This is a genomic window from Streptomyces sp. NPDC050704, assembly GCF_040654355.1.
Taxonomy (GTDB): Bacteria; Actinomycetota; Actinomycetes; order Streptomycetales; family Streptomycetaceae; genus Streptomyces.
In genome coordinates, this window is the sequence record NZ_JBFAHW010000083.1 from 21784 (window position 1) to 46402 (window position 24619).

At 70.3% G+C, this 24619-nt stretch carries 21 protein-coding genes and 1 pseudogene; 10 read left to right on the top strand and 12 right to left on the bottom strand.

Features of this window, described 5'->3' with window-relative positions; translation table 11 throughout:
* Positions 1-359: 359 nt before the first annotated feature.
* From AB0I18_RS36100 to AB0I18_RS36135, 8 genes and pseudogenes are all read left to right on the top strand, one after another.
* Positions 360-1355 carry a sugar ABC transporter permease gene (locus tag AB0I18_RS36100; RefSeq protein ID WP_363109914.1) on the top strand — a complete coding sequence of 332 codons (996 nt, stop codon included), beginning with the start codon at positions 360-362 and terminating at the stop codon, positions 1353-1355.
* Positions 1356-1368: 13 nt separating this feature from the next.
* Positions 1369-2310, top strand: a complete 942-nt coding sequence (locus AB0I18_RS36105; protein WP_363109915.1) for a carbohydrate ABC transporter permease — start codon at positions 1369-1371, stop codon at positions 2308-2310.
* 91 nt (positions 2311-2401) lie between these two features.
* The gene (locus tag AB0I18_RS36110) at positions 2402-3862 is read left to right on the top strand and encodes a GH1 family beta-glucosidase (RefSeq protein WP_363109916.1); all 1461 of its coding nucleotides are present in this window, start codon (positions 2402-2404) and stop codon (positions 3860-3862) included.
* Between the two features lie 253 nt (positions 3863-4115).
* The gene (locus AB0I18_RS36115) at positions 4116-5789 is read left to right on the top strand and encodes a cellulase family glycosylhydrolase (RefSeq protein WP_363109917.1); all 1674 of its coding nucleotides are present in this window, start codon (positions 4116-4118) and stop codon (positions 5787-5789) included.
* A 127-nt stretch (positions 5790-5916) separates the two neighbouring features.
* Positions 5917-6102 (top strand): hypothetical protein, encoded by a 186-nt coding sequence (locus AB0I18_RS36120; RefSeq protein ID WP_363109918.1) that lies wholly within the window; start codon positions 5917-5919, stop codon positions 6100-6102.
* 120 nt (positions 6103-6222) lie between these two features.
* A pseudogene (locus AB0I18_RS36125) lies at positions 6223-6621 on the top strand (hypothetical protein); the annotation flags it as partial.
* 52 nt (positions 6622-6673) lie between these two features.
* The gene (locus tag AB0I18_RS36130; protein WP_363109935.1) at positions 6674-7297 is read left to right on the top strand and encodes an esterase-like activity of phytase family protein; all 624 of its coding nucleotides are present in this window, start codon (positions 6674-6676) and stop codon (positions 7295-7297) included.
* A 186-nt stretch (positions 7298-7483) separates the two neighbouring features.
* Positions 7484-7972 carry a pyridoxamine 5'-phosphate oxidase family protein gene (locus AB0I18_RS36135; RefSeq protein WP_363109919.1) on the top strand — a complete coding sequence of 163 codons (489 nt, stop codon included), beginning with the start codon at positions 7484-7486 and terminating at the stop codon, positions 7970-7972.
* Positions 7973-8037: 65 nt separating this feature from the next.
* Here AB0I18_RS36135 and AB0I18_RS36140 read toward each other — a convergent pair whose 3' ends face one another.
* The 3 genes from AB0I18_RS36140 to AB0I18_RS36150 all read right to left on the bottom strand — a co-directional run bounded on the left by AB0I18_RS36140 (position 8038) and on the right by AB0I18_RS36150 (position 11331).
* Complete coding sequence (locus AB0I18_RS36140) at positions 8038-9882, bottom strand: ABC transporter ATP-binding protein (RefSeq protein ID WP_363109920.1); 1845 nt, start codon at positions 9880-9882, stop codon at positions 8038-8040.
* A 172-nt stretch (positions 9883-10054) separates the two neighbouring features.
* Positions 10055-10909 carry an NAD(P)H-binding protein gene (locus AB0I18_RS36145; protein ID WP_363109921.1) on the bottom strand — a complete coding sequence of 285 codons (855 nt, stop codon included), beginning with the start codon at positions 10907-10909 and terminating at the stop codon, positions 10055-10057.
* Positions 10906-11331 (bottom strand): nuclear transport factor 2 family protein, encoded by a 426-nt coding sequence (locus tag AB0I18_RS36150; protein WP_363109922.1) that lies wholly within the window; start codon positions 11329-11331, stop codon positions 10906-10908. Before AB0I18_RS36150 ends, AB0I18_RS36145 begins: the two co-directional genes overlap by 4 nt.
* Positions 11332-11423: 92 nt before the next feature.
* Here AB0I18_RS36150 and AB0I18_RS36155 point away from each other — a divergent pair, with 92 nt between their 5' ends.
* On the top strand, positions 11424-12017 hold the full coding sequence (locus AB0I18_RS36155) for a helix-turn-helix domain-containing protein (protein WP_363109923.1): 594 nt from the start codon (positions 11424-11426) through the stop codon (positions 12015-12017).
* A gap of 24 nt (positions 12018-12041) precedes the next feature.
* Here AB0I18_RS36155 and AB0I18_RS36160 read toward each other — a convergent pair whose 3' ends face one another.
* The 7 genes from AB0I18_RS36160 to AB0I18_RS36190 all read right to left on the bottom strand — a co-directional run bounded on the left by AB0I18_RS36160 (position 12042) and on the right by AB0I18_RS36190 (position 20703).
* On the bottom strand, positions 12042-12710 hold the full coding sequence (locus AB0I18_RS36160; RefSeq protein WP_363109924.1) for a spherulation-specific family 4 protein: 669 nt from the start codon (positions 12708-12710) through the stop codon (positions 12042-12044).
* The gene (locus tag AB0I18_RS36165; protein WP_363109925.1) at positions 12707-13636 is read right to left on the bottom strand and encodes an NAD(P)-dependent oxidoreductase; all 930 of its coding nucleotides are present in this window, start codon (positions 13634-13636) and stop codon (positions 12707-12709) included. The genes AB0I18_RS36160 and AB0I18_RS36165 overlap by 4 nt, the downstream gene beginning before the upstream one ends.
* 7 nt (positions 13637-13643) lie before the next feature.
* On the bottom strand, positions 13644-14357 hold the full coding sequence (locus AB0I18_RS36170; RefSeq protein ID WP_363109926.1) for a nucleotidyltransferase family protein: 714 nt from the start codon (positions 14355-14357) through the stop codon (positions 13644-13646).
* 64 nt (positions 14358-14421) lie between these two features.
* On the bottom strand, positions 14422-15423 hold the full coding sequence (locus tag AB0I18_RS36175) for an SDR family NAD(P)-dependent oxidoreductase (RefSeq protein WP_363109927.1): 1002 nt from the start codon (positions 15421-15423) through the stop codon (positions 14422-14424).
* Positions 15424-15566: 143 nt separating this feature from the next.
* A complete protein-coding gene (locus AB0I18_RS36180; protein ID WP_363109928.1) occupies positions 15567-16943 on the bottom strand; it encodes a hypothetical protein in 1377 nt (458 codons plus the stop codon).
* Complete coding sequence (pelF, locus tag AB0I18_RS36185) at positions 16940-18481, bottom strand: GT4 family glycosyltransferase PelF (RefSeq protein WP_363109929.1); 1542 nt, start codon at positions 18479-18481, stop codon at positions 16940-16942. The genes AB0I18_RS36180 and pelF overlap by 4 nt, the downstream gene beginning before the upstream one ends.
* 86 nt (positions 18482-18567) lie before the next feature.
* Entirely contained in the window at positions 18568-20703 is a 2136-nt protein-coding gene (locus AB0I18_RS36190) for a hypothetical protein (protein WP_363109930.1), read from the bottom strand.
* A gap of 354 nt (positions 20704-21057) precedes the next feature.
* Here AB0I18_RS36190 and AB0I18_RS36195 point away from each other — a divergent pair, with 354 nt between their 5' ends.
* Positions 21058-22695 (top strand): GMC oxidoreductase, encoded by a 1638-nt coding sequence (locus AB0I18_RS36195; RefSeq protein ID WP_363109931.1) that lies wholly within the window; start codon positions 21058-21060, stop codon positions 22693-22695.
* 61 nt (positions 22696-22756) lie between these two features.
* On the opposite strand, the gene AB0I18_RS36200 is transcribed toward AB0I18_RS36195, so the two are convergent.
* A complete protein-coding gene (locus tag AB0I18_RS36200; protein WP_363109932.1) occupies positions 22757-23236 on the bottom strand; it encodes a carboxymuconolactone decarboxylase family protein in 480 nt (159 codons plus the stop codon).
* On the bottom strand, positions 23233-24315 hold the full coding sequence (locus AB0I18_RS36205) for a dihydrodipicolinate reductase (protein ID WP_363109933.1): 1083 nt from the start codon (positions 24313-24315) through the stop codon (positions 23233-23235). Before AB0I18_RS36205 ends, AB0I18_RS36200 begins: the two co-directional genes overlap by 4 nt.
* Between the last annotated feature and the right edge of the window lie 304 nt (positions 24316-24619).

A 24619-nucleotide genomic window follows, 5' to 3' on the forward strand; every position in this document is an offset into this window, starting at 1 on the left:
ACGCCTTCCACCCGGCAGTCCCCGGCCTTCGGCCGGGGGACCCCCAGAGCACGCTCCCGCACGCTCGAACCCGAGCTCGCGCGGGGCCCTCTCGCCGCCGCCCGGCCCACCCCTTCGGGCGGACGACGCCACCTCCGACACAGGCCCCACCCAGTCGCCCGGCGCCCCACGCACGGCCCGTATGTATGGGCCGCCGGGCCCCTGCTCGCCTCCCGCAGAACCTGTTTCTGAACCCCTGCCTGCGCAACGCCGCACGCCGCGAGGGCACGCACCGGCTGTGTCCGACGGCCGCCGCGGTCGCTGCGCGGACGACGGGGGTTCAGAAACAGGCTCTCACCCTCCAGGAAGGACGCCTTCCGGTGGCCATCTCCACCTCGACACCCTCAGACGGCGCGCCCGGCACCGCCCCGCCGGCCGGGACCGGCAGCGGCGCGGAGCGTCAGCGGCGCCGCACACTGCTGCACCGCCTCGACGTCCGGGGCGCGCCGTACGCCTTCGTCGCCCCGTTCTTCGTCGTCTTCGCCGCCTTCAGCTTCTACCCGCTCATCTACACCTCGTGGATCTCCCTGCACCGCGTCGAACTGTCGACCCTGAACCTCATGGAGTGGGTGGGTTTCGACAACTACACGGCGCTGTGGGAGGACGAACGCTTCTGGAACGCGCTGCTCAACACCTTCACCATCGGTGTCCTGTCGACCGTGCCGCAGCTGTTGATGGCACTGGGACTGGCGCACCTGCTCAACTACCGGCTGCGCGGCTCGACGTTCTTCCGTGTCGCCGCCCTGACGCCGTACGCCACGTCGGTGGGTGCCGCGGCCCTGGTGTTCACGATGCTCTTCGAACGCGACTTCGGCATGATCAACTGGATGCTGAGCCTGTTCGGTGTCGACAACATCGACTGGGAGAACAACAAGTGGGCCGCGCAGGCGGCGATTTCCTCGATCGTCATCTGGCGCTGGACCGGGTACAACGCCCTGCTCTACCTCGCCGCGATGCAGGCGATCCCGCGCGACCGGTACGAGGCCGCGGCCATCGACGGCGCCTCGCGGTGGCAGCAGTTCCTGAAGGTCACCGTCCCTGGCATCCGCTCCACCATCGTGTTCACCATCGTCCTGTCCACGATCGGCGCCACCCAGCTCTTCGGTGAGCCCCTGATCTTCGGCCAGGGTCCGAACGGCATCACCGGGGGAGCGGACAACCAGTACCAGACGCTGGGTCTGCTGCTGTACGAGGAGGGCTGGAAGAACTATCAGATGGGCCGGGCCGCCACGGTCGCCTGGGCGATGTTCCTGGTGCTCATTCTCGTGTTCGTCGTCCAACGAATCGTCAAGCGCGTCCTGGCGCGCAGGGCCTGACCGGGAGATTTCCATGACCACAGACAGCATCCCGGTCCAGACGACGGACGCGCGCCCGGGGACCGAGCGGAAGGCCCGCAAGTCCGCCCCGCCCGCCGGACGGCGCCGGCAACTGTTCCGGCATCCGGGCGCCGGACGCCAGCACCACGCGGGTCCCGTCGCCTACATCCTCCTGGGAATCGCGGCCCTGTTCTCGCTCTTCCCGCTCTACTGGACGATGGTGGCGGCATCGACCGACAACACGCGTGTCACCCAGACGCCTCCGCCGTTCCTGCCCGGACCTCACCTGCTGGAGAACCTCGGCAAGGCCTGGCAGGACGCCGCGCTGGGCAAGGCCATGCTCAACAGCCTGATCGTGGCGGGTGTGATCGCTCTGTCCACGGTGCTGTTCGCCACGCTGGCCGGCTTCGCGTTCGCCAAACTCCGTTTCAAGGGCCGCAACATTCTGCTGATGCTGGTCATCGGCACGATGATGGTGCCGCCCCAACTCGGCGTCGTACCGCTGTTCATGATGATGACCGAGCTGGGCTGGGGGCAGCGGCTGCCCGCCGTCATCTTCCCCACGCTCGTCAGCGCCGTCGGTGTGTTCTTCATGCGGCAGTACCTGTCCGAGGCGCTGCCGGACGAACTCGTCGAGGCCGGGCGGGTGGACGGTGCGCACTCGCTGCGTATCTTCTGGAGCATCGTGCTGCCGATCGCCCGGCCTCCCATGGCCGTGCTGTTCATGATCACGTTCGTGCATGCCTGGAACGACTTCTTCTGGCCGTTCATCGTGCTCGACATGAGCAATCCGACGGTCCCCGTCGCGCTGACCCAGCTCAGCGCGGGCTACGTACGCGACCAGTCGCTGATCATGGCGGGCGCCCTGCTCGGCACGCTGCCCCTGCTCGCCCTGTTCGTGGTCTTCGGCCGTCAGATCGTCGGCGGGATCATGCAGGGAGCGGTCAAGGGATGAAGGCTCCGCCGTCCCCCCGTTGCCGCGGCCCTTCGACGCCCGCCACCCCGCTTCGCCCCTCCCGTTCCGCAGGACAGCTGGAAGGACCCACGTGACCACCGTAACCCGACGTGTCGCGCCCGCCCCGGAGAACACCGCCGTCATCAGGTTCCCGCAGGGGTTCACCTGGGGCACGGCGACCGCCGCGTACCAGATCGAGGGTGCCGCCTCCGCGGACGGACGCACCCCTTCGATCTGGGACACCTACTCGCACACGCCCGGCAGGGTGCGCAACGGCGACACCGGTGACGTCGCCACCGACCACTACCACCGCTGGCGCGAGGACGTCGAGATCATGGCCGACCTCGGAGTGAGCGCCTACCGGTTCTCCCTGTCGTGGTCGCGCGTGCAGCCGACCGGCCGCGGCCCGGCGGTCGAGAAGGGGCTCGACTTCTACCGTGCCCTGACCGACGCACTGCTGGAGAAGGGCATCGAGCCGGTCGTCACGCTCTACCACTGGGACCTGCCGCAGGAGCTGGAGGACGCGGGCGGCTGGCCGGAGCGTGCCACCGCCGACCGGTTCGCCGACTACGCGGCGCTGGCGGCCCGCGCGCTGGGGGACCGGGTGAAGACCTGGACCACCTTCAACGAACCCTGGTGCAGCGCCTTCCTCGGATACGGCTCGGGTGTCCACGCGCCCGGGCGTACCGACCCGGTCGCGGCGCTGCGCGCGGCGCACCACCTCAACCTCGCCCACGGCAAGGCGGTTCAGGCGCTGCGCGCCGAACTGCCCGCCCGCGCGCGGACGGCCGTCACGCTGAACATCCACCACGTCCGCGCGCTGACCGAGGCCGCCGAGGATCTCGACGCGGCCCGCCGGATCGACGCGCTGGCCAACCGGGTCTTCACCGGCCCGATGCTGGAAGGCCGGTATCCGCAGGATCTCCTCCAGGACACGGCGAGCCTGACCGACTGGTCCTTCGTACGGGACGGCGACGTCGCCACGATCCACCAGCCGCTGGACTTCCTGGGCGTCAACTACTACACGCCCACCCTCGTCTCCGCCGCCACCGGTGAGGCCAGCCACGGTTCCGACGGTCACGGGGCGAGCGAGCACAGCCCCTGGCCGGGCGCCGACAACGTGGCCTTCCACCGGCCGCCGGGCAGTACCACCGCGATGGGCTGGGCGGTCGACCCCAGCGGTCTGTACGACCTGCTGATGCGACTCAAGGCGGACTTCCCCGCGATGCCTCTGATGATCACCGAGAACGGGGCCGCGTTCGACGACTACGTCAACCCGGAGGGCGAGGTGGCCGACCCCGAACGCATCGCCTACCTCCACGGCCACCTGTCGGCCGTGCACCGGGCGATCATGGCCGGCGTCGATGTCCGGGGCTACTTCCTGTGGTCCCTCCTCGACAACTTCGAGTGGGGCTACGGCTACAGCAAGCGCTTCGGTGCCGTCTACGTCGACTATCCGACCGGTAAGCGCATCCCCAAGGCCAGCGCGCGGTGGTACGCCGACGTGGCCCGCACCGGCGCCCTGCCGGACGGGGGCGGCGCGAAGGGGTGAGTGCGGGGGAGCACCGCGCGGCAGGCCGTCGGTCCGCCGGTCTGCCGCGCGGCGCTTCGCGTTCCTTCCCGAGGAGCCGCTCAGGACGGCTCCGGCGGCCGGGCTCTGCTGGATCCGGGGGCACTCGGCTCGGCCATTCACGTACGGAACGTGCGCGAGGTATTGACGTGTCCCTGGCATGGTGGCTCTATGGGAGCGCTCCCACGATTCTTCTGATGCTCAGGTTTCTTGGCGCTCACTTTCTGGAGTCGCAGTGAGAACAACAAGAAGCACGACACGCACACGAAAGAGCCCCGTCACCACTCTGCTGACCGCCCTGGCCGCTTTCCTCGGACTCGTCGTCCTGGGCGGCCTCGGCCCGACCCCCGCCCTGGCGCAGTCGCCCGGCACCCTTGCGACCGGCCTTCACATCAGCGACGGCCGGCTGCTCGAAGGCAACGGCAACGACTTCGTCATGCGCGGCGTCAACCACGCCCACACCTGGTATCCGGGTGAGACGCAGTCGCTGTCCGACATCAAGGCGCTGGGCTCCAACACCGTCCGCGTCGTCCTCTCCGACGGCCACCGCTGGACCGAGAACAGCGCCGCGGACGTGGCCAACGTTGTCACCCAGTGCAAGGCCAACCGGCTCATCTGCGTACTGGAGGTGCACGACACCACCGGCTACGGCGAGGAGGCCGCGGCCGGCACGCTCGACCACGCGGCCGACTACTGGATCGGCCTCAAGGACGTGCTCGCCGGCGAAGAGAACTACGTCATCATCAACATCGGCAACGAGCCCTGGGGCAACACCAACCCCGCGGGCTGGACCGAGCCCACGACCGCCGCCGTGAAGAAGCTGCGCAGCGCGGGGTTCGAGCACACGATCATGGTGGACGCGCCCAACTGGGGCCAGGACTGGCAGGGCGTCATGCGCGCCAACGCCCAGTCCGTCTACGACGCCGACCCCACCGGCAACCTCATCTTCTCGATCCACATGTACAGCGTCTACGACACGGCCCAGGAGATCACCGACTACCTGAACGCCTTCGTCAACGCCGGACTGCCCATCCTCATCGGCGAGTTCGGAGGACCCGCCGACCAATGGGGCGACCCGGACGAGGACACCATGATGGCCGCCGCCGAGCAGCTCGACCTCGGCTACCTGGCGTGGTCCTGGAGCGGCAACACCGACCCGATCCTCGACCTGGCCATCGACTTCGACCCCAGCCGGCTCAGCTCCTGGGGCCAGCGCATCTTCCACGGCGTCAACGGCATCGGCCAGACCTCCAAGGAAGCCACCGTCTTCGGCGGCGGCACCCCGGACACCCAGGCCCCGACCACCCCCGGCACCCCGACCGCCTCCGCCGTGGCGGCCACCTCCGTCACCCTCGGCTGGACCGCCGCCACCGACAACACCGGCGTCACCGGCTACGACATCGTCCGCGTGAGCGGCGGCTCCGAGACCACGGTCGCCGCCTCACCCACCAACACCGTCACGGTGACCGGCCTCACCGCCGACACGGCGTACACCTTCGCCGTCTACGCCCGCGACGCGGCCGGGAACCGCTCGGCCCGCTCGGCGACGGTGAACGTCACCACCGACGAGGACGGCGGCACACCCGGCGGGGGCTGCTCCGTCGGCTACCGCGTCGCCAACGAGTGGCCGGGCGGCTTCCAGGGCGAGCTCACCATCCGCAACACCGGCACCAGCACGATCAGCGGCTGGACGCTGGGCTTCGCCTTCGCCAACGGCCAGACCATCTCGAACATGTGGGGAGGAACCCCCACCCAGAACGGCGGAACGGTGAGCGTCGCTCCCGCCTCCTACACCTCCACCATCCCGGCCGGCGGCTCGGTCACCGTCGGCTTCACCGCGGCCAAGGGCGCCACCAACACCGCCCCGACCGCGTTCACTCTCAGCGGCAACACCTGCGCCACCGCCTGACCCGGCTGTTCCTGCCGCCCGGCGGGGGTGATCGCCCCCGCCGGGCGGCACGCTGCCCGGACCCCCGAATGCCGTCGCCGCCCTCGGCTGAGAAGATCAGGACGTACGCGCAAACAGGGGGAGACTCATGATCATCGTCGTGCTGCTCGGCGTCCTGCTACTCGTCGTCGCAGGGTGCGCCTGTGTGGTGTGGGCGGCGAGGGGCGGGCCCCGGTGGGTCCGCGTCGTGGCGACCGCGACGCTCGCGGTGGGCGAACTCGTGAAGAGCTCCGACAAGCGCCGTGGCGGCGGTGGGAGTCAGGGAGACGAGTGAATCCGGGTCTCTGAAGAGACCCGAACCGCCCCTGTAGCCCTGCCCTGAACCGATCACCGCCCGGCCGGCTCCCGGTCGGCTCGTCGTGGACGGGACTCCATCTGACGGTCCTGGCGCCACGTGACTCCCTCGTCGTTCATCCGTGCGTGGGAACTCCCCCTGTGTGCAGGGCACTTGTGCCAACCTGAACGTGCGGGTACAGCCTGCGGCACAGCGTCGGGTGGGGGACCGAGGAGCGGGTCGGGGGAGATCAGATTCGAGTCGACCGGACCGGACCGTGAGGAGAACCTCCGGTCTCTGTACGCATGGCTCTCGGACGACCGGTCGCTGCGCGGCCACGCCCGCGTGGAGCGAGTCGTCGCAGACGCTCCGGGACGGATGGGGCCGGACCTCGAAGCGGTGCTGGCCGTGCTCTCCACCGCGGTGGGCGTGGCCCAACTCCCGCTGTCGTACCTGGCCTGGCGCCAGGGCCGCCGACCACAGGCCCCCGTCACCATCAACGTTCTCGGTGCGGACTCCGCCGAGGTGGACCGCATGCTCGGCCGGCTCCGTGCGGAAGCCGGGACGGACGGTGACGCCCCCGGGACCGGCACGACAGACCCGGGCGAAGACCGCGCTTCCCCGGAAGACGAACTCCCTGAAGGCGGTTCCCCGGGAGGCACCGCTGGCCAAGGACGGCGACAAGCGCGGCCGGGGGATCATCCGCATCCAGCGCTACAGCCGCTCGTCCGGGGGCACTTACACCCCGGACGAGCAGTACACCTACCTGTCCGGTGACGGACTGAACCTGGTGGAGCCGGTCGCCCTCGACAACAAGGGAGGGCTCCTCGCCCTGGAGCGCCAGCACGTGGCCGGTCTCGGCACGACGATACGCGTCGTCCAGCTGTCTCTCGAAAAGGCGGTGAACGTGGCAGGGAAGGGATCCCTCTACGGCCTTCCCGTGGACGTCTTCGCCCGCGACGAGGCCGTCTTCGACCTGGCGGACTGCCCGCCGGGCGGCCCGGGAGTTGTCACCACCCCCGGGTCGGCACAGGTGAATCCGCTGGTCGACAACGTGGAGGGCATGACGCTCGGCAAGGAATGGACCACCGGCGAGTACAAAGGCCGGCGCCCGCTGTATCTGATCTCCGACGACAACAGCAGTGGAGAGCAGATCACGCGCCTGTACTCGATCGCGGTGCGGTTGAACCCGTAGGAGCCCGGCCGCGGGGGCCCCGCACGGCAGGTGTCCGACACTCGCCTGGCGGGACCGATGAGTTTCTTCCGCCGCTGCCGTCCTACACCCGACGAGCGTCAACGGTCGACGAGCAGGAGATGTCGACCGACGACTCCGCCACACGGGAGCAGGACTTCGCCCTCACCTACGGTAAGGACCGGTGACATGAATACCGCCGAAGCATCCTCATCATCCGGATCGGCTGCCGAGATCGCGCGCGGCATCGTCGAGGCGAGCCTGTACATGGTGCTCGCCACCGCCGACGAGGCCGGGCGGCCATGGAGTTCGCCGGTGTACTTCGCTCACCTGGAGTGCCGCGAGTTCTTCTGGCTCTCCTCGCCGCTGGCCGCACATTCACGCAACATCACGGTGCGCCCCCAGGTGAGCATCGTGGTCTTCGACTCGTCGGCACCGATCGGCACCGGCCAAGGCGTGTACATGTCCGCCGTTGCCGAATCGGTGGACGGCCCGGGGACCGAGCGCGCGATCGAGGTGTTCTCCCGCCGCTCGGTCCAGCACGGCGGCGCCGTCTGGACGGCCGACGACGTGCGGGGCGACTCCGGCCTGACGCTGTACCGCGCGGTGCCCGACGAACACTGGATCCTGGCCAAGGACGGCCGACCGGATCACCGCATCCCGGCCCACCTCGTCTGACCTCACCGAGCGGATGCGGTGGACCGCGGAAGGAGGGCCTCACACCCGTCGGGCTCCCGGTCGGGTCAGTGCAGGTCGGCCCGCGCGGGGCTGTCGTCCAGGGGTGTGTCGTCGACAGGGTCGTCGTCGAGGAAGCCGCCCGACTGGTGCTGCCACAGCTTCGCGTAGGCACCCTCCGAGGAGAGCAGCTCCTGGTGCGTGCCCTGCTCGACGATCCGTCCGCGGTCGAGGACGACGAGCCGGTCCATGGTGGCGACGGTGCTCAGCCGGTGCGCCACCACGAGCGCAGTCCGTCCCTCCATGAGCCGCCACAGCGCCTCCTGGACGAGGATCTCGCTCTCGGAGTCCAGGGCGCTGGTCGCCTCGTCGAGCAGCAGGATCGGCGCGTCGCGCAGGATCGCCCTGGCGAGGGCGACCCGCTGGCGCTGTCCGCCGGACAACTTGATGCCGCGTTCGCCGACCATGGTGTCGAAGCCGTCCGGCAGCGCGTCGGCGAACTCCGTGACGTGCGCGGCCTCGGCCGCGCGGCGGATCTCGGCGTCGGTGGCGTCCGGCCGGGCGAACGCGATGTTGTCCCGCAGCGTGCGGTGGAACATCGCCGGGTCCTGCGGCACGTAGGCGATCAGGCCGCGCAGGTCGGTCTGGCGCAGCCTGCTGATGTCCTGACCTCCGATCAGGATCCGGCCGGCGTCGATGTCCGTCATCCGCAACAGCAGCCGGCTGAGGGTGGTCTTGCCGCCGCCGGACCGGCCGACAAGACCGATCTTCGCCCCGCTCGGCACAGCCAGGTCCAGGCCCTCGAAGAGCGGCCCCGCGCCCGCGTGGGCGAAGGTCACCTGCTCGAAGCGGACGTCGGCGGCCCGGGACAGCAGCGGCTCAGGCGACGCCGGGTCGAGCACGGTCGGCGGCTTCAGCAGCAGTTCGGTGAACTGCGCCGCCTCCGTCATCGCGCTCTCCAGGCGGCGGTAGATCTGGTTGAACTCGAACATGATCCGCGTCGCGTTGGTGTAGTACGTGAAGGCGACCACGACCGCCTCCACACCGAGCCTGCCCCCGCCGAGCGCGACCGCGAGCAGCAGACCCAGCACGTTGGTCAGTACGGACAGCGGCGCGACCAGCGTGTCGATGCGCAGGTTGCCGTAGTCCCACGACCTCAGGGAGAGCCGCCGCGACTCCGCGACGCGGGACCGGTGTTCGGCCGCCTCGCGTTCCTCGGCGGCGAACGCCCGGACCGTGTCCATGTTCATCAGGCTGTCGGCGACATGGCCCGACACCCGGGCGATCGCCGCCTCGCGCTGGTCGACGAGCGCCTGACGGCGACGGATGAGGGGTGTCACGCACAGCGCCGTCAGCGCGATCATCGCCAAGAGCCCCACGACGAGCAGCGGTTCGTAGCGCCACAGCACCACCGATCCGAACAGCAGCGGCACCAGGCTGCCCACGACCTGGAACGTCAGCGTGTCGACGAACTGCTCGAAACGGGAGGCGAAGCTCAGCACCCGCTTGGTCAGCGAGCCCGCGAAGTTGTCGTGGAAGAACGCGGAGTCCTTGGCGAACAACTCGTCCATGCCGATCACGTACAGATGCTCGATGCCCAGGGCGTCGAGGCGGTTCATGAAATGCAGGCCGACGCGCCACAGCACCTCCGCGAGGAGCAGGACACCGGCGAAGCCGAGAACGTAGGGCAGGGTCGAGCCGATGGCGATGCCGGCGTCGTCGGCGATCCGGCCCACCAGCTTCGCGACGATCAGCGGTGCGATGTAGCTGATGCCGATGTTGCCCAGCGCCGGCAGCAGCATCGCCGGCACCGTCAGCCGCCGGAGCCGGGCCATTTCCCGTCCGTAGCAGCGAAGTGCGAGGAGCACCGAGCCCTTGCCCGGCGGAGCTTCGCGCGACTGTGGCGATCCCATCCCAACCCCGTTGCGTCGATGGCCCTGGGAGCATCGGTTCGCAGCTCGCGCCGACGCCGACATGCGAGTACGGGCAGGCCAGGAATGGCAGTGTCCCGCGACGGCGTCCCCGGAGTCCAAGCGTTTTAGCTGCCGCTCTGCTCCTGCCCGGAGTCTGCTCTCATCCGGGTGGTCAGCCCGTGAGACGGCTCAACTCCCGTTCCGCAAAAGCGCGGAAGCTGCTCGGCGGGCGGCCGGTGAGGCGCTGGACCGTGTCGGTGGTGCGGTCCTCGGCGCCTTCGGCGATGGCCTGGTCCATGCCGGCGAGCATCGCGGCGAACTCGACGGGCATGTCGGCGGCCAGCCGGTCGCGCATCTGCTCGTAGGTCAGTCGGCGGTGGGTGATGGTCCGGCCGGTGGCCCGGGTGAGGGTGGCGGCGATGTCGCCGTAGCTCAGCGCCTGCGGCCCGGTGATGATGAGATCGGTGTTCGGGGCCTGCGGCTCGGTCAGCGCGTGCACGGCGACGGCGGCGATGTCGTCGGCGTCGACGAAGCCGATGCGGCCCTCACCGGCGGCGGTTCGGATGGTCCCGTCCGCTCGGATGGTCCGGGCGTGCGCGAGGTCACCGGTGAAGTTCTGCATGAACCACGAGGGCCGCAGGACCGCCCACTCGGGGAACAGGCCGGGCAGGGCCCGGTGCACATGTCCCACGGCGGGGCCGCCGGCGGGAATCGCCGACGAACTGAGCAGGACCGCGCGCCGGACGCCCGCGCCGCGGGCTTGTCGGAGGAAGGGCAGCATGACGGTTGCCGGGTCCGGGGAACCGAGCGGTGGGATGAGATAGACCCGGCCCACGTCTTCGAGGGCGCCTTCGAAGGAGGTGGGGTCGTCCCAGTCGAACCGCACGGGAAGAGCCCCGTCCACAGGGGTGGCGCGTCTGCTCGCGGCCTTGACGCGACGGCCCGCGGCGGCCAGTCGGGTGGCGACGCGGCTGCCGGTGGTGCCGGTGGCCCCGATGACCAGGGTGAACTCCTCGGGCGTGGTCATGAGTTGCTCCCGGCGAAATGGGTGGCGGGGTCCTGGACGGCGAGCGGGTTCCAGTAGTCGCGATAGCGGGTGATGAGGCCGTTCTCGACGGTGACGACGGCGATGTAGGACATGTCGAAGGGGCCGTCGGTGTCCACCAGGCGCCCCACACCGCGCATCTCGACCACGATGGTCTCCGGGGTGACGGTCTGGTGGATTTCCACGGAGGGGAAGTCGTGCAGGTCGATGTGGTCGGGGTAGCCGCGCATGTACTCGGCGACGGCCGCCTTGCCGTCCAGCCGCTTCGGCCAGCCTTCCGGTGCGAAGGGGAACTCCAGGATTCCGTTCTCGTCCCACAGGTCGACCCAGGCGCTGATGTCCTTGTTCAGCAGCAGCCGCAGACCATGGCGGTACAGGTCCACCGGTGCGGTGTTCGTGCTCATGGGGTGCTCCGTCCCGTACGATACGGACCCTGGGTCCGTTTCTTGCGATGACTATACGGACCCGGGGTCCGCTTTGTAAACGGAGGAAGCGCATGCCCGACCGCAAGCCACGTGCGGACGCCACTCGCAACCGGGAGGCCGTGCTCGCGGCCGCCGACGCGCTCTTCGCCCGTTGCGAGAGCCCTGAGGCGGTCACCATGGCCGACATCGCGGCCGCGGCCGGCGTCGGCAAGGCAACGCTCTTCCGCGGTTTCGGCGACCGCACCGGCCTGATCCAGGCGCTGTACGGGATGCGGCTCGCGCCGATCCGGCTCGCCGCCGAAGAGGGGCCGCCGCCGCTGGGCCCCGCCACCCCGCCGCTGGAGCGCGTACCCGCCCTCCTCGACGCCCTCCTGTGCTTCAAGATCGACAACCGGCACCTTGCCCTGGCGCTGGAGGGGACCGGCAGCGACAGCCCTTACGCGGCAGGGCACTACGAGCGGTGGCACGGCACACTCCGGGCCGCGCTGGAGCAGATTCCCGGCCTCGCCGACGGCGACTTCACCGCACACGCCCTGCTCGCCGCGACCCGCGCCGACCTCGTGGAACACCTCGTCGGCCGGCAGCGGTCGACTCGTGAGCAGATGCGGGCCCATCTGGCGGCCTTCACCGCCAGAGTCCTGGAACCCCGTGCCCCACTGCACTGAACACCCCGGACCGATCTCGACTGCTCATTCGGTGAGTGGGTCGAGCGCCACCGCGGGCGTCAACCGGGCCCAAGGGTTGGGGAGTTCGCCCGTCACCGGCCCGGAGACCGCCGCACCGCGGTCGCGCGCGGTGCGGACGGCCAGGGGGACGAGTGCCTCGGGCACGCCGTAGACGAGGTGGCAGAACCGCTCGGGCGGGAGCCGGGTGGTCCACGCCGGTCTGCTGAAGGACGACACGTACGTGGACCAGTGCCCTTCGAAGGTGACGACCAGGTCCCCGAGGCGGGCGTAGCCCGGCGCCGGATGGACGCCCGGGTTCAGCACGACGGGAGCCGTGCCGAGTCGGCGGACGGTCCGCACCAGCCGCCGGAAGGCGGGCAGCGCCGCCGGGGTCGCCGGCACCCGGTCGAGAAAGCAGCCCTCGGCCGCGTACCACTCCCGGTGCCGGACGATCTCGTCCGCGATGTCGTCCGGGGCGCGGGCCCCGTAGTCGGTGTCGACGTAGCCGAGTAGCCGGGCGCCGGCGGCCCGCAACGCGCGGGCCGCCGCAGTGAACGCCGGGTCGGGGCCCGGGCCCGGACCGTTGGCGGGGTTGAGCACGACCGCGTACGTACGGCCGGCCGCCGTGATCAGGCGATGCCAGGCACCCGGATCCTCGCCCGGGTGCACGTACAGCGGGACCAGCAGGCTCACGGCGCCCGCTCGCCTTCCGGCCGTCGGGTGGGATCGTCCGCGGTCGCCGCGTCCCACAGCGCGGACAGGGAATCGTCGAGGGTGTGGGAAGGGCGCCAGCCGAGGGCGTCACCGGCGGCCGTGATGTCGGAGCACTGCCAGGACACCGCACCCGAGCGCGCGGATCCGCCGCTGTTCTCCTCGATCCGCCCCCGGAACCCGGCGATGTCCGCCAGCGTCCGCACCAGATCGCGGACCGGGACGGCCTTCCCGCCGCCGATGTTGAGGACGGGCGGCAGGGGCCCGGGCGCCGTCGCCGCGAGCACCGTCGCCCGGGCCACGTCACGTACGTCCACGAAGTCGCGGTACGCCGACAGGTCACCCAGCCGGATCACCGAGTCCGGAGCCCGGCCGGCCTCGCGCAGCAGGTCCGCGATCCGGCCGGGCAGTCCGGTGGCCGGAGCGCCGGGCCCCACCGGGTTGCCCACCCGCAGCACCACGGAATCGAGGCCGGAGGCGCCGACCGTCACCGTGCCGGCGAGTTTGGTGGCGCCGTACGGGGCGAGCGGGCGGGTGGCCGCCGACTCCGTCATGCTGATGTCCGCGGTGCCCGGACCGTACTCGGCGGCCGAGCCCAGGTGGACGAGTCGTGCCGTGGGCGCCGCCTCGCGCAGCGCCGCGCACAGGGCGGCGGGGCCACGCGAGTTGACCTCGGCGAGCGTCACGGCGTCGCCGCCGGTCGCGCCCGCGCAGTTGATCACGGCGTCGGGTGCCGCGGATCTCAGGGTGTTCGCCAGATGGTCCACGCGGGTGGTGGCGAGATCGATGCCGAACTCGGCGTCGGGAGAGCGGCCGCCGCCGAGCACCCGCACGCCCGGCAGGGTGTGCAGGTGCTCGGCGACATGGCCGCCCAGGTAGCCGGTGAAGCCCAGGACGAGAATGCGCATGCGGTGGTCAGGCTCCCTTGAGCAGCATCGACTTGCGGGTGGTGAACTCGGCGTTGGCCCGGTCGTAGTCGTCGGGACGGCCGATGTCGAGCCAGTACCCGTCGAACTCGTAGGAATGCGGCGGGTTCTGGGCGCGCAGCAGGTCCAGCACCAGCTCGTCGAAGCCGAGCGGCAGGCCGGGCGTGTAGTCGGCGAGGGTCGCCCGCGACAGCCCGTACACGCCCATCGAAACGCTGTAGTCCATGCTCGGCTTCTCGGTGAAGGCGACGACCTTGCTCGCCGCGGTGGTGAGCACCCCGAAGTCGATGTGCACCTTGCGCTCGTACGTGGCGATCGTGAGCGGCGCGCTCGAACTCCGGTGCCGATGGAGGACGTCGGCGAAGTCCAGGTCGGTGAGCACGTCACCGTTCATCACGAGGAACGACTCCGGTAAGCGCTCACGCATGGTGAGCAACGGCCCCATGGTCCCGAGCGGGCTCTCCTCCGTGGCGTAGTCGACTTTCATGCCCCATTGGGAGCCGTCGCCGACGTAGGCGCGGATGATCTCGCCCAGGTGGCCTATGGCGATGGTGCAGCCGGTGAAGCCGGCCGAGTTGAGCTGGCGCAGCACTATCTCGAGGATGGCGTGCTGGTCGCCGATGGGCACGAGGGGCTTGGGCAGCGCGGTGGTGTAGGGCCGCAGCCGGACGCCCTTGCCTCCGGCCAGGATCACTGCGTGCATGGGACTCCTCCGTCGTGAGTGTTCGCGAGAGTTCGTGGGACTTTCCGGAACGTGCCTGGCGGGCTCAGATGTTGTAGATGCCGGTCTTGTAGCGCGCGAGGTTGGCCGGGTCGCGGAAGAACTCCACGGTGTGCGCGAGACCCTGTTCCAACGTGTGGGCCGGGCTCCAGCCGGTGGCCTCGCCGAGCCGCGTCGCGTCGGCGACCAGCCGCATCACCTCGGAGTTCGCGGGCCGGATGCGCTGTTCGTCCTCGCGTACGTCGAGGGCGGTGTCCATCACCTTGCCGATCAGCGCGACCAGGTCGCCGACCGAGATCTCGCCGCCGGTACCGGCGTTGAAGGTGCGGCCCACGACCTGCTCGGCGGGCGCGGTGCCCACGGCGAGGAAGGCCTGCGCGGTGTCCCTGACGAAGGTGAAGTCCCGCGTGGGACGCAGATCGCCGAGCGTGATGGTGCGCTCCCCGGCCGCGACCTGGCCGATCACGGTGGGGATCACCGCGCGCATCGACTGGCGCGGGCCGAAGGTGTTGAACGGCCGAAGCGTCACCACCGGAGTGGCGAAGCTCGCGTGGTAGCTGTCGGCAAGACGGTCCCCGCCCGCCTTCGAAGCGGCGTACGGGGACTGTGTGTTGATGGGGTGGTCCTCGGTGATCGGCACGGTCTGCGCGGTGCCGTAGGTCTCGCTGGTGGAGGTGTGGACCAGGCGGGGCGTGCCGAGGGCGCGTACCGCCTCCAGCACGTTGAGGGTGCCGGTGACGTTGGTGTCCACGTAGCTGTGCGGCGCCTGGTAGGAGTACGGGATCGCGATCAGGGCGGCCAGGTGGTAGACGCAGTCGGCGCCTTCGACGAGGCCGCGGACCGAGCCGGGGTCCCGGACGTCACCGAGGACGATCTCGACGTGGTCGAGCACCTCGGGCGACAGGGTCTCCAGCCAGCCGTAGGAGGAGAAGGAGTTGTACTGCGCCATGGCCCTCACCCGGTGCCCGGAGGCGACCAGCGCCTCGGTGAGGTGGGAGCCGATGAAACCCTCGGCTCCGGTGACGGCGGCGAGCGGTGCGGTGGTCAACTCGTGTTCCTTCCGGTCGGTTGCACGTGTTCGTGTCCGTTACGTGTCAGGGCGTCAGAGGTGGTCGCCCTGGGGCGGCCGTCGTGCCTTTTCGGATGGCCTGCGGATCGGTGCGGCCGTGTGCGCGGTGGTCGCACTGGCGGTCAGACATGTGGTGCGGGGCGTCCCAGCAGCCGCAGTACGCACGCCGCGAGACACAGCGCGGCCGCGCCGCAGCACAGCGACAGCACGGCGGTGTCAGGTGAGGGATGGAGCACGGCCGTCGTCGCGGCGCCGCCGGCGGCAGCCAGACAGACGGCGGCCGGTGGCCAGGCCACCCCGAAGGCCTGCAGCAGCAGCGCGGTCCACAGCGTTGCCGCGAGCAACAGCAGCGGGACCGGCTCGGCGTCGATGAGCAGCGCCGCGGGCAGCAGTGGAAGCAGGTAGACGAGCAGGCACAGGGCGAGGATGCCGGTCGATCGCAGCAGGAAGGCGGCCGGTGTGGCGGTGGCCCGCAGCGCCGCCACCGACATGCCGCGGTACTTGTAGAGGAGCCATTCGGCCGGTCCCATGCTCACGGTCAGCACGATCACGGCGTACGGGTGCTGCCGCCCCGCCACCAGGACCAGCACTCCGGCGGCCAGGCCGAACAGGCCGTACGGCATCGACCCCAGCAGCCGGGGCCGGGTGCCGTCCGGGACGGGGGAAACTGTCTGTGTGGCCTTCAGTGCCCAGCCGGCCGCGGCGCCCGTACCGGCCAGTGCCAGCAGCGGCAGTCCCACCCGCAGCGGCGTGCCCGGCTCCCACCACGGCAGCATGAGCGCGCCGGCGATCAGCGGGGTGAGCGCGGCCAGCAGCAGCCGCTCCCGGCCCAGCACCAGCAGCACGCCGGCCGCCGCCAGATACACCGACTGCGCCGCCGCGACACCGACCGCGGTGCCGCTTCCGGCGAGCAGTGACCCGGCGCCCGTCGCCGCGACGGCACCCAGCGGCGCGCCTTTGAGGAGGGTGCGTCCCGCCTCGCGCCGTCCGGTGGTCATGCGCACATAGGCGCGGTGTCCCAGGGCCTGGCCCCAGGCCCATGAGACGAGTCCGGCCACGATCAGCACGTCGGTGTCGCGGTCCGCTTGCCACAACTGCCCGGTGAGCAGGTAGGCAAGTCCTGGCAGCGCGAACAGCGCCCCCCGCAGCGCGCACCGCACGTGGTCGGGCCGCCAGGGGTCGGCGGGGGAAGGGGGTTCGGGGAAGGTGCGCGGCACCCGCTCGTACAGTGTGGAGGCGAGCGAGAACAGGTCCGGGTGCCCGTACCGTTCCTGGATCGCCTCGGCGGTCAGTCCCTCCGACTCCAGCAGTGCGGCGACCTCGTAGGGGTGGACGGCCGGTCCGACGTGGTCGGCCAGTTCGGCGGCGAGCCGGTCCACCGCGTCCTGGTCCACGCCGTGGTCCGGCAGGCGCAGGGCCAGGGTGCGGTGGTCGGCGAGCCGCAGGGCGAGTGTGTCGTGTTCCGTGCCACCGGGTTCGAGGGCCATCGGTCCGCTCATACGGCCAGGCTCCTCGGCCTCGGGTCCTGTGTGCCGCCGACTGCCGTGAGTTGGGCGCCGGTGTCGGCCGCCCGCGGCTCGTACGGGGTGATCCGGCCGAGCGCCGACAGCTCCAGGTAGATGGACCGGAAGGTGTCGACGGTCTGCCGCAGGGTGAACTGCTCGATGACCCGGAGCCGGGCCGCCTCACCCATCGAGCGACGGGCCCCGGAATCGCCCAGCAGTTTCAGCGCGGCGGTGGCCATGGCGGCCGGGTCGCGCGGCGGGACGACGAGACCGGTGTCGCCGACGGCCTCCCGTACGCCGCCCACGTCCGTGGAGACGGTCGCCCGCCCGCACGACATCGCCTCGATCAGGGTGAAGGGGAAGCCCTCGCTGATGCTGGAGAGCATCACGACGTTGCCCGCCGCGTAGGCGTCCTTGATGTCGTCGACCCGGCCCTCGAAGGTGACCGCGTCGGCGTGACCGAGGTCCGCGGCCAGGGCCTCGCACCGTTCCCGGTAGGCCTCGCCGCCGCGCGGTGTGCCGCCGAACAACCGCAGCCGCGCGTCGGGCAGTTGCTCGCGGACGAGGGCGAAGGCGCGGACGAGGGTCTCCAGATCCTTGATCGGGTCGATCCGCCCGGCCCAGCTGAGCGTGGGCCTCTCCGGTTCGGGTCCGGCCGGCGGGAACGCGCTCGGGTCCACGCCGTTGTAGACGGTCCGGATCGCCTCGGGATCGGCGCCGCCCTGTTCCTCCCACAGCCGGTTGTAGCGGTTGCCCGGAGTGATCAGGGAGGCCCGCCGATACGTTTCCTCGGCCAGCAGCCGGAAGAAGCCCAGGACGACTGCCTTCACCGGCCAGCGGTAGGGCGCGGTGCGGTAGCCGAGGTAGCGCTCGCGCAGATACACGCCGTGCTCGGTCAACAGCAGGGGTACGCCGTGCCGTTCGAGCGCGGCGAGGCCAGGCAGCGCGGCGATACCGCCACTGACCGCGTGCGCCACCCCGTGCTCCGGCAGCGGTGTGGCCAGCGGACGCAGGGCGTGCTCCAGCAGGGCGGTGGCGGTGAGGGCGTCGTGCAGGGTCGGCCGGGCCTCGCGCACGGCCGGCCCCGGCCGGTTCCACACCGTGGTGAGGATGCCGATGGCCCGGTCGCCGCGCAGGAAGGGACTCAGCAGTCCGTCGGCGGCGGCCGACGCCATCTCGTACAGGGCCGGGCCGAACCTGTCCTCGGCACACGGGTCGACCAGCGCGGTGAGGAACTGCTCGTAGGCGGCCGCCAGTTGGTTGCGGCGGCGTCCGCGGGGCGGGCGGCCCTCGGGCGCCGGCCCCCACAGGGGGGCCGCGACGACGCGCGTGACGTGTTCCGGGATGTCCCACACGATCGGTTCACGTCCGGTGCCGGTGACGGCGATGACGTCGAAGTCGATGTCGGGCATCCCGTGGACGAGCTGGTCGCACCAGACACTCACGCCGCCGTGACTGTGCGGGTAGGTACCTTCGGTGAGTAGTGTGACGCGCGTTGCGCTGGGGCGTCGCGCGCCGTGGGGAACGTGCATCGATGTGCTCCACGGCCGGTGTGTGAGGTGGTCGTGCCGGTCCCGGCCGCGCAGGGTGCGGCCGGGCCGAGCGGTCGGTGCGCCGTTCAGCTGTCCGGGGTGTAGGGCACGCGCTCGGTCACGCCGGCCGGCACATGGGTGCGCGGCGCGGGGCGTGTCGCCGCCGCCTTCTCTCTGCCGTCGACGGTCGCGGACAGCGCCGGGGTGGAGGCCGGCAGGGTGAGCGTGAGCGGTGTCCCGGACGACGTGGTCCATCCGGACACGTCACCGGCGTACGCGTCGCCGAACTCGGCGCTGCCGTTCGTGGTGCCGGTGGGCATGGTCGCGGGCATCGACACGCCGTCGGGTGCCTGGACGCTCACCGTCCCGCCGACGCGGTGGGCGGTGACCTGGCCGGCGGCGACCGCGGCCTGCCAGGCGGCACGCCGCCGCATCTCGGCACCGATGTCCTTCATCCGCAGGTTCACCACGGGGGTGTTCGCCGTGAACAGGCCGTTGTACGTGTCGAGTACGCCGTCGAGGACCGGGTAGGCGATGCGGTCCTCGGTCAGGTTCGACTGGTGGATGAAGTGCGGCTTGGGGTCGTTGGACAGGACGTGTCCGAGGCCGATGCTCGTCTCCAGCGGCACGATGTGGTCGGCGTAGCCCGTGGTGGTGTCGAGCGGCGCCGGCAGGCAGGTGGAGGTGGCGGGGTTGTCCTCGCAGACACCGCTGCCGCCCTGGGCGCGGCTGGTGTAGAGCCAGTTGTACTCGTCGACCTGCTCGGCGGCCCGCGCGACGTTGTAGAACACGTTCATCGGGTAGCGGGAGACGGTCGTGGCGGGACCGACCTGACGCTGCACGGGGTCGCGGGAGTTGTCGGAGGCGAACCATGTGACGCCGTTGTCGGCCAGGGCGGGCCCCAGGTTGGGGTTGTCCTCGGGCTGCTGCGGCAGCACCTTCAGACCGGAGTGCTCGCCGGTCACCAACTCCCCGTTGTCCAGGGGCAGTCCGGCCGCCTCGCCCCAGGCGCGGTTGCTGGAGATCTCGTCGGAGATCGCGGCACGGGAGACCCACTTGGTGCTGCCGTCGGCGTTGGTGGCGCACTTCCACGGCACCACGCTGGTGTCCTGCTCGCAGCCGAGGAACGGGTGCGAGTAGGTGTGGTTGATCCAGCGGAACCGACCGCGGTCGGCGATCAGCTTGTCGGCGAGCTCGTCGACGCCGTTGTTGTCCTCGCGCTGGTCCTCGCTGCCGGCGGCGTTGTAGGCGAGGTCGAGGGTGAAGTTCTGTCGGCGCTGCCAGGCGGTCGCGTGGTCGACGTCCGACGGAGTCATGCGGATCGTGTCCGGCGTGCCCTCGCCCGGCGCGCAGTCGTTGCTGCCCGGCGTGCAGTTGAGCTCGCTGTTCCACCGGGCGTTGGCGGCGAAGACGTCGTCGACGTGCACCGCGAAGTAGTTGCGCGAGGCGCCGAGATGCACGCCGCCGGTCATCCAGTCCACGATTCCGCGCGCCAGCAGCCGGAACTGCGGCTGGTGCCGGCTGTAAACGAAGGTGACGACCAGCTCGCGTCGCCCGTCGTGGCGGTACTCGCCCACGAGCGAGCCCCGTGCCGACTGCCCGGGGATGGCCGCGTCGACGTACGGGGTGAAGTCAGCGCCCGGGGCGGGTGCCGACAGGAAGGCGTAACTCTCGCTCACGTCGGGGGAGTTGTCCTCGAACGGAACGGATCCGTCCAGGTAGTCGAACGGGCCGGCCTTGCCGGCCGCCGTGACCTGGGCCTGTACGCCGTCGACGCTGCCGGAGTATCCGCCGTTGACCGGGTACTCCAGCCCGGCCTCGGGACGTGCGTAGGTGTAGGCGTCCACCTGTGGGATCGCGTACGTCTGCTCGTAGGCGACCAGGGCCGCCATCTCGGCGGAGTCCGCCGGGAACGGGTTGTCGTTGGGCAGGACGACGGCCTGGAACTTGGCTCGTGGCACGCCGTCCACCGCGTCCGCCAGGAAGTCGGCGTCGATCACGGGTCGGCCGGACTGCTGGAGATCTATCTCGGTGTACGGAGTTCCGGCCGTGTCCAGTTCGGCGGCGATGGCGTCGGTGGCCGGGCCTCCGTCGCTCACGACCAGAACGCGTAGATCGATGCGGGGCGCGGCGGTGTCGGCGTGTGCCGCGCCCATCGGTAAGCCGAGCGAGACGATGAGCGCGCCCACTGCGAGCGCGGTCGAGCGATTGATCCGCTTCATGCGGTGAAGTCCCCTCCCCAGGCAGGGGTGAGTACTGCTCCACCGGAGCGGACGCACCCCCTCGCGTGACGCCATCGCCCCCCTCAGGCGTAGGCCGCCAACGCGTCCTCGGGTCACATAGTGGTGCCTGTGCGTAGTTTTTTAGCATCCGTTGCGAAACGTGACGGAAAAGAGCAGGTATCGAACTGGTCGGTATGCGGGCCGAAGCGGCAGCCGTTCCTCCGGTGTCGGCGTATCGGGATGTACGTGATGCCGAGTATCTGATCTTTTGTAAGTTACCTGATGGTATGGCGTGACTTCTCGCGTGGTCGCCAGTAGAACCCGTTTCACTCAATGGAGAGTGAGGGGCTACAGATGAGTGGCGATTCCCCACGTGAGGAAGGCCCGAGAGGCGTATCACGTCGAAGATTCATAACTGAAACCGGTTCTCTTGTCGGAGTGGCCGCGCTCGCCGGATACGGCGCTCCGGCCCACGCGGCCCCCGCAGCCGCACCGATCGAACCCGGAGCGCATGTGCCCGCTCTGGTGATCGGCACCGGATACGGCGGCTCGGTGGCCGCTCTGCGGCTGGCCCGGGCGGGCGTCGACGTGCACATGGCCGAGATGGGTATGGCCTGGGACACCCCGGGACCGGACGGCAAGATCTTCGCCAACACTAGGACCCCCGACTACCGGTCCTACTGGCTGCGCACCAGGACGAAGCAGCCGCTCAGCAACTTCCTCGGCTTCCCGCTGGACAAGGACGTTCCGCGCTACACCGGGATCCTGGATGCCGAGGAGATGGGCGGCATCATCGTCTACCAGGGCCGCGGCGTCGGCGGCGGCTCGCTGGTCAACGGGGGCATGGCGGTCACCCCCAGGCGCGAGAACTTCGGCGCCGTCCTGCCGTCGGTCGACGCCGACGAGATGTACGACGTCTACTACCCGCGCGCCAACGCGGGTCTCGGAGTCGGCACGGTCGACCCGACGTGGTTCGAGACCGCCGACTGCTACCGGTACGCCCGGGTCGGCCGTAAGCACGCCCAGCGTTCCGGCTTCCCGTTCGTCTTCGTCCCCGACGTGTACGACTGGGACTACATGGAGCAGGAGGCCGCCGGAACCGTCCCCAGGTCGGCGCTCGCGGGCGAGATCCTCTACGGCAACAACCACGGAAAGAAGTCCCTGCGGCAGACCTACCTCGCCCAGGCCGAGGCGACCGGCAGAGTCTCCATCTCACCCCTGCACAAGGTCACTTCGGTCACCCCGGCAGTCGGCGGCGGCTACACGGTCGTCATCGACCGGCTCGACACCGGCGGCAGCACCACGGCGACCAAGACCGTCACCGCGGACAGGGTGTTCTTCGCCGCCGGCAGCGTCGGCACCAGCAAGCTCCTGGTCAGGCTCAAGGCCACCGGCGCGCTGCCGGGCCTCAACAGCGAGGTCGGCAAGGGCTGGGGCGACAACGGCAATGTGATGTGCGGCCGCGCCAACCACATGTGGGACCCGACCGGCGCCCTGCAGTCGTCCATCCCCTGCTCCGGCATCGACAACTGGGCCGCGGGCGGCGCGTTCGCCGAGGTGGCCCCGCTGCCCACGGGGATCGAGACGTACGCCTCGTTCTATCTGTCGATCACCAAGAACCCCCACCGCGCCCAGTTCTCCTGGAACGCCGCGGCGGGCAAGGCCGACCTGAACTGGCAGACCGCCTGGAAACAGTCGTCGATCGACATGGCCAAGACGATCTTCGACAAGATCAACGCCAAGGAGGGGACGATCTACCGGACCGATCTCTTCGGCACCAACAAGATCTGGGGCGACCACCTCACGTACCACCCGCTCGGCGGCGCGGTGCTCAACAGGGCGACGGACAACTACGGCCGCCTGCACGGACATCCGGGCCTGTACGTCATCGACGGCGCGCTCATCCCCGGCAACACCAGCGTCAACCCGTTCGTCACCATCGCGGCGCTCGCCGAACGGAACATCGAAGCGATCATCGCCGCGGACCTGTAGCTGACCTGTACAAGAGAACTAGACCGGGGTCGATCGGAGTTGCCGGACGGCCCCGGGCACCTCAGTGGCCCGGCAGTACGCACATGGCGTCCAGGCCCAGCACATGGTTGAGCCGCCCGAACGCGAGCCAGGAGCCGAGGCTCATCGTCAACTCCACGATCTCGGCCTGGCTGTAGTGCGCGGCCATCCGCTCCCAGAACTCCTCGTCGAGACCATGGTGATCCAGGGCGTACCGCTCCGCGTACTCCGCGGCCAGCCGGGTGCGCTCGTCGAAGGCGTCGGTGGTGCGCCACTCGACCACCGCGTCGGCGAACTCCTGCTCGACCTTGTGCCCGTCCCGTTCGGTCCGCCAGTCGAGGCAGAAGAGGCAGCCGTTGATCTGCGCGATCCGCAGCCGCGCGGCCTCGAACTCGCGTAGCCCCAGGGTCGTATGGGAGTAGACGGACAGCGAGAAGTTCGCGGCGGCGGGCCCGATGCCCGGGACCATCTCGCCCCACACGTACTCGATCGGGCTCTTGCCCTCAGGGATGTCGATGTTCATCGGGACTCCTTCCTGCCGAGCCTTCCGACCGCCGGACGCAGCGGGACGTCGAGTGCGTCGTACAGGCCGGGCTCGGCGTCCACGAGCCAGTCGATCGCGCCGACCAGCCGGCCGACCGCGGTGGCGTTCCCGCCCGCGGCCCGGTTCTCGCCCTCGTCGGTCGCCTCGACGGTGATCTCGATGCGCGGACGGCCCTCGATGATCACCCGGTGCGCCCCGGCGCCGTCGGGCGGTGCCGGCCAGTCCGGTGCGCAGGACGGATGGATACGGGTGACGTGCTCGATGACGATGCGCGGTTCACCCGCGACGACGCCCTGCACCTCGAACCGCACCGCCCCCTGCGTGCCGGCCTCGAACTCGCCCATCGTCCGGGTGCTCACCGTGGCGTCGAGCGCCCGCCGGTGCAGGGTCTCGCGGATCTCGTCGAGTTCGACGCCGAGGGCCCTGGCCATCAGCCGTATCTGTCCGCCCCACACCATGGTCGGGACCGACGGGGCGAGCATCAGTGGCTCGTAGTCCATCGGCCGGCCCATGCCGACCAGGTGGCGCACGGACTCCTCCTGCTCGTACGTGGAGTAGTCGAAGATCTCCTGGCAGCGGATGACGTCGACGACGGTGCCGAGTCCGCTCATCAGCAGCGGCAGTACGTCATTGCCCCAGCCGGGGTCGACGCCGGAAGCGAACAGCGAACCTCCGCCCTCCGCGATGGCGGCGAGCACGGGATCGCGGAACTCGGGCGGGGCGTTGCGCTGGTCGTAGAGCGGGTACAGCGCGGGCGTGACGACCACGGCACCGGCCCGGATCGCCCGGCCGACATCGGCCAGCGCCTCGTCGGGGCGCAGGTCGCCCGACGCCGCGTACACGACGGCCCGGGGGCCGTCGGCCAGTACCGCCTCGATGTCGTCGGTCGCCGCGATCCCCAGTCCGAGACCGAGACCGCCGAGGTCACCCGCGTCCCGGCCGACCTTGTCGGTGTTGTGGACGAGCACGGCCGCGAGGTCGAGCGCCGGGTGGGCCTCGACGGCACGGATCGCCGCGCGGCCGACGTTGCCGGTGCCCCAGACCACCGTGGAAATCATGCGCGGAGCGTAACCTGACGAGTCGTCAGTTTCCAGAGGCCTGCACGACCTCCCGGTGCGCGGGCCTCGCGTGGTGCCGACCGCGCTCGGTATTCGATCTGCGAGGTTCGGGGCCGCTCGGACGGGTCGGCTGAAAAGGGAGAGGGTGCGCCGTTGCCGGACAGGGGTGCCGTGATAGTATTGACGAAGTTGCAGTTGTGGTTCCCGCAGACTTCAAGTGCCTTAGACGACTTCATGTCGTCGGGCATTTTTGCATTTCCGGTGCTTATTTCCGGAAGGGCTCATTGCGGCGACACAGGGGTTC

Bases quoted from the DNA above. Each gene is read 5' to 3' on its own strand.
- AB0I18_RS36105 (WP_363109915.1), top strand. From the start codon at position 1,369: ATGACCACAGACAGCATCCCGGTCCAGACGACGGACGCGCGCCCGGGG.
- AB0I18_RS36120 (WP_363109918.1), top strand. From the start codon at position 5,917: ATGATCATCGTCGTGCTGCTCGGCGTCCTGCTACTCGTCGTCGCAGGG.
- AB0I18_RS36135 (WP_363109919.1), top strand. From the start codon at position 7,484: ATGAATACCGCCGAAGCATCCTCATCATCCGGATCGGCTGCCGAGATC.
- AB0I18_RS36140 (WP_363109920.1), bottom strand. From the start codon at position 9,882: ATGGGATCGCCACAGTCGCGCGAAGCTCCGCCGGGCAAGGGCTCGGTG.
- AB0I18_RS36145 (WP_363109921.1), bottom strand. From the start codon at position 10,909: ATGACCACGCCCGAGGAGTTCACCCTGGTCATCGGGGCCACCGGCACC.
- AB0I18_RS36150 (WP_363109922.1), bottom strand. From the start codon at position 11,331: ATGAGCACGAACACCGCACCGGTGGACCTGTACCGCCATGGTCTGCGG.
- AB0I18_RS36155 (WP_363109923.1), top strand. From the start codon at position 11,424: ATGCCCGACCGCAAGCCACGTGCGGACGCCACTCGCAACCGGGAGGCC.
- AB0I18_RS36165 (WP_363109925.1), bottom strand. From the start codon at position 13,636: ATGCGCATTCTCGTCCTGGGCTTCACCGGCTACCTGGGCGGCCATGTC.
- AB0I18_RS36170 (WP_363109926.1), bottom strand. From the start codon at position 14,357: ATGCACGCAGTGATCCTGGCCGGAGGCAAGGGCGTCCGGCTGCGGCCC.
- AB0I18_RS36180 (WP_363109928.1), bottom strand. From the start codon at position 16,943: ATGAGCGGACCGATGGCCCTCGAACCCGGTGGCACGGAACACGACACA.
- pelF (WP_363109929.1), bottom strand. From the start codon at position 18,481: ATGCACGTTCCCCACGGCGCGCGACGCCCCAGCGCAACGCGCGTCACA.
- AB0I18_RS36190 (WP_363109930.1), bottom strand. From the start codon at position 20,703: ATGAAGCGGATCAATCGCTCGACCGCGCTCGCAGTGGGCGCGCTCATC.
- AB0I18_RS36195 (WP_363109931.1), top strand. From the start codon at position 21,058: ATGAGTGGCGATTCCCCACGTGAGGAAGGCCCGAGAGGCGTATCACGT.
- AB0I18_RS36200 (WP_363109932.1), bottom strand. From the start codon at position 23,236: ATGAACATCGACATCCCTGAGGGCAAGAGCCCGATCGAGTACGTGTGG.
- AB0I18_RS36205 (WP_363109933.1), bottom strand. From the start codon at position 24,315: ATGATTTCCACGGTGGTCTGGGGCACCGGCAACGTCGGCCGCGCGGCG.